General features: G+C 33.7%; 3 protein-coding genes. All 3 read right to left on the bottom strand.

Going from position 1 to position 4,569, the window contains the following annotated elements; translation table 11 throughout:
* Positions 1–145 precede the first annotated feature (145 nt).
* From Q0A18_RS01040 to Q0A18_RS01030, 3 genes are read right to left on the bottom strand one after another with little or no spacing between them, the layout of a single operon-like run.
* Positions 146–2,881: a hypothetical protein gene (locus tag Q0A18_RS01040; RefSeq protein WP_024566400.1), complete on the bottom strand. Its 2,736-nt coding sequence runs from the start codon at positions 2,879–2,881 to the stop codon at positions 146–148.
* A 10-nt stretch (positions 2,882–2,891) separates the two neighbouring features.
* The gene (locus Q0A18_RS01035; protein WP_024566401.1) at positions 2,892–3,395 is read right to left on the bottom strand and encodes a DUF4280 domain-containing protein; all 504 of its coding nucleotides are present in this window, start codon (positions 3,393–3,395) and stop codon (positions 2,892–2,894) included.
* 28 nt (positions 3,396–3,423) lie between these two features.
* On the bottom strand, positions 3,424–4,497 hold the full coding sequence (locus tag Q0A18_RS01030) for a hypothetical protein (RefSeq protein WP_024566402.1): 1,074 nt from the start codon (positions 4,495–4,497) through the stop codon (positions 3,424–3,426).
* Between the last annotated feature and the right edge of the window lie 72 nt (positions 4,498–4,569).

Genomic DNA, 4,569 nt, shown 5'->3' with positions numbered 1-4,569 from the left:
GAGGAATTTTTATATTTATTTATAGATGCGGCGATTTCTGGTAAATCAATAATTTGTTTGTATGCTTTTTCTTTTGTACAATTATTTTTTTCTTGCCCATTACAAGAAAATAATTGAATTAAGATGAGTAACATTAGTACCTTTCTCATTTCAGTTGATTTAATAATTTGATATCCTGTTCTATTTTCTTTTTTTCATTAGCGTCTTTTGTTGCACATATTTTACATTCTAACCATTTTTTATAATCTTTTAATACACTTTTAAAATTATCTTTTACAGCTTGTTTATATTGTTCGGTTCCTGACATATTTCCTTTGGCTTCTCCGGTTGCATAAGCACCTTTTATTCCTTTATCTTCTAAACCTACTACAAAATCTTCGATTGTCATTGAATCAGTTGTTAGAGCTGAATAAGCATAGGGGAAATTTTTCTTGAGTAAATTTAAATACCCTTGGAAGCCGGCGTCTTCTGATGTGAAATTCGCAAATGATTCAGTTACAGCTTGATATTTTCCTCCATAAGTTTCATGGGTTGCCATGCTCTTTTTTCCAGCATCTCCACTACCTTTTATATTCATTGGATTATTTAAAGGAGTATTTGTGCTAAAACCATTTTCTTGTCTTCTTTGTGCAACCATATATAATCCTTTAAACTTATTAGCCTTGGTATGTTCGCTAATATATTTAACTGTTTTTTCTCCAAATGAACCATAATATTTTTTCCTCCTTTCTTCTAAATTGCATTTACAATTATTAAGCTCTGGAAGAGGATCAACTAACACAAAAACTTTTGTTTCTTCCTTATAATCTGAAATTTTCACATTAACATCTCCACTATAAGAAAATCCTCGTCTTCCATATATTCCTGTCAATTCGGGGATTACACTTTCTAAATAATTATTTAATGAGTGATATATAAATTTGTATTTTGTGGTACTTTTAATATTTTCTTTAGTCATTCTTGCTGAGCAACTTGAATGATTTCCTCCATCTAAATTCCTTATTCCAACGCATCCAATTAAATCTTTAGATTTCCATGGGTCAATAGAGATAGAACCTCTGGAACCTAATGTCATACTACCATTTTCAACTTCGTTTTTTATATCTTTAGAAACTGGAAAATTAGATGTATTATTATCTACGATTCGATATCTATAGCTTTCCTTTCCAGCATCATTAGTTGCATGTTTATATTTTAAGCGATAAAGAGAGTTTAATGTATTAGGAGGAACTGGTCCGCTTTTTCCATAATCCTTATTATTAGTTTGTGCGTGTCGTGCAACAGTTATTATATTTTTTTCCGCATTTTCATGAGTTTTATTCTCTATATCTTGTTTTAATTTTTTAACTGCTTCACCAGCTTTATTTCCTCTATAAATATACATTTTATACACAGGAAAAGCGCTTTTCCCATCAGGTAATTTTTTAGTATAAATTTTCCCCCCTTCTTGATATTCATCTATGCCATTGTATCCTCCATAATCTGGATAAGAAGTTATTTTACCATTTTTATCAACAACTATTTCTGTTGCAATTTCACTTGTTATATATAAAACTGCTTCTTTTCCCAATCCAACAACTTTGTCAAATTTTAATTTTACTTTTTCTACAGAGTTAGGATTGTTACTACTTGGTACTTCCGTAGGAGTTGCATCTATACTCACAGGCATTATCCCAGAATTGACCGATGTATTGTTGTGGATCACTTCTATAAAATAATCCTGTCTGCGACTATCACTGCCTCCATCATTGGCTTTATCAAACATTTTTTTTGTAAGCTGTACCCCTATAAAATTAATATCACCTACCAATACGCAATCTTTCTCATAAATCATATCATCAGTCCAACTAAAATTATCTTCTTCCCATATTTTGATCTTTACTTTTTTATTCTTCATATCCTTTGCTGTAATCTTTACAACTACGACAGTTCCAACCTTGGAAGAATGAAGCTTATTTCCTTTTTCATCAACAAATTCAGCACTCAAAATCTTTCCTTGTGGATCATCACTCTTTTTCCCGCCTGTCGTTACAGGGAACTTGGGAGAGTCGGGCTTCGGTTTTGGTTTTTCAGGTGCAGGAGTTGTTTTTGGTTTTGCCGGTGGTGGAGTATGCCCTTTGGGAAGCTCTCTTTTTCTTTGAGGCTCCGGGTTATGAGTTGGGTTAATTACATTCACGTTAGGACTTGCTTTTTGTATATGCTTACTGACAACATCAGCTGTTACGTAATATTCGTGTGTTGCTCCTTCGCTTTTATCTCCTGATGCAGTTCGTGCATTGGCAATTAAAACAGTCATCGTATAAAAAGGTAACCGGAATACAGCTTCTGCCATTCCTTTCTCATTTACTCTACCAAGTACGGGGACAGGGTTAATTTTGTTTAAACCGTTTATTGCAGGATTGTGCCCTTCACCTTGGGCATCATCTTCCCAAAGGGTGAAGGAAATATTCATCCCAAACATCTCTACGCAGTATGCTCTAGCTATAATGGTGTCTTTATAACTTAGCTTTTTGCCTTTAGGGATGGGGTTGTAATTGACATCCAAAAGTTCTACCCTGGTTATTTTGGGTTCCTTAGCCCGTTGTGGGTGGACAATAAGTTCTCCGGAGTCTTCTCCCTGACGCACCACAATCTTTATGCCCTTATGCAGCAAGCTTTTCTGTCCGAAGATAAATGGTACTATTTGCCCTTCTTTATCACTTCCTCCTTTTCTCCAACCTGTTTTGGTCTGTACCATTACTTCCCAATGTGTTTTCTGAACTTGTAATGGATTTTTAATAGATTTTAGAGGATTCAACCAGTCATTTACTGACGAAACAGAATACATTTCCTGTTTTCCTATCACAGGTTTATCGTTTCCGATGATTGTTAATTTTCCCATATCTGTGTGTTTATTCGTAAATGTTTAAATCCTGTTCCTGTTCATCCTGAAATTCTTTGTAGTCAAGCAACGGATTGATATTCTGTTGTTCCTTTGGATCTGCATTCCTAACATTCTGTTGGGTTACCTCCGCAGTTTGTCCATGATCTTTTATCGTAATTTTTCCACCCGTTGCACACATCAATTCTGAGAGTTCTGTAATACAGCTTTTACTCATTACTTTAGTTTTTTCATAAGGTTTTTGCCATTTTCCAGCAGGTGCAAAAGCGCAGGGGAGATAACCTCCTGAACTTGGTTTCAGTTTGCATTGCCCAAAGCTGGGACCAGGTGGAGTAAACTGTAGATCATCTTCAGTAACTGCTAAATAATCTGCTTGGCCATCCTTATTATTCCAATAATGCTTTTGGTGTGAGGTTACTTTGAACTGTGGAAATTGATTTCCTTGATTACATTGGGCTTTTCCTTTTTGTATCACGAAGTATTTACCATCGTGTGGGGAAGTATTTTCTGACATCGTATTGTGATTTTGGTGTTTTTTAATTTTAATACATATCTGTAATTCTTTCTAATAAAAAATCTACTCTTTCGGTGTTTTCATTGCTAAAGCATTGAAATCTGGCTTCTATCTTATGTAATGAATATTTTTCTCTGCTGAAAATATAATCAGCAAAGTGTTCGCAATCTATAGAGGTTTCTCTTATTTTAGTTTTATCATATTCAGAGTCTTTTAGGTGCAAATCTTCTAAACTCCTGTTGTCGTAAGAAATACCTTTTTGCCGAATTCTTATCCATTCATCATCCAAAGATTCTTTAGGAAATAGGGTGTTTTGAAATTCAAGTCGTATAGGCTGAGCATCAAAAAACCAAGGATGGAAATCATAATAAGCATTTGAATTCGTCCAGTTCCCAAATTTAGTTTTGTAGAATGTGCCGAACATAAACGTGTTCAGTAATGTATTTTTAAACTTTTCTGAAATAGTTTTAGGATTCTTTACAGAATCTTTCATTTTTCCGATATAATCAGAAGAATATTGATCAGGGAAAAAGTTCTTTATAGAGTCCAGTTCCGCAAAAATTTGAGAAGGTTCTTTTGTTATTTCTATATTCTGAATCTTACCATTAGAGGTTACCACTAGCCTGATAGGATAGATAGCCTTCATGCACATTTTTGCTAATGTTGATATTTTACTGTCCGAAACTTCTGCATTTTTCTTAAAATCAGATGCATTAAACTGGAAGTAAAAGCAGTTATCTTTTGCAAATTCAAAATTTAACTGGATTTTTTGCTCGTAATTACTTATTATTTCCTCATTCAAATATTCTGTCCGGGTGATATGATATGTACCATCCCACAAATCAAAGGAAAAAGGGAATTGTCCATTAGTAGGAAACTCATAAAAGCTTTCATTATTTTCCCTTATTTTTTGGTTGATTTCTTTGATTTGTCGTGCTGTAGGGATTAAAAGTCTGGCTGTATTAATAATATCCCCCTCAATATATTCTGTGAGGGGACAATTTTTATTATGAAAATCTCGTAGATAATCAGGATTTTCAAGATGTATTTCATCGCAAATTTCGGCGAGGTTTTGGCCAGGCTTCACGTTGTAAATCATCATTTGATTTGTTTTTTGTGATTATGTCACAAAAGGTAGAAAAAAAATATATTTCAGGAAAATAATTTAGTAATT

It is taken from the genome of Chryseobacterium sp. (assembly GCF_022712095.1).
In the GTDB taxonomy this organism is placed as follows: domain Bacteria; phylum Bacteroidota; class Bacteroidia; order Flavobacteriales; family Weeksellaceae; genus Chryseobacterium.
This window is presented reverse-complemented; position numbering and strand designations above follow the sequence as displayed.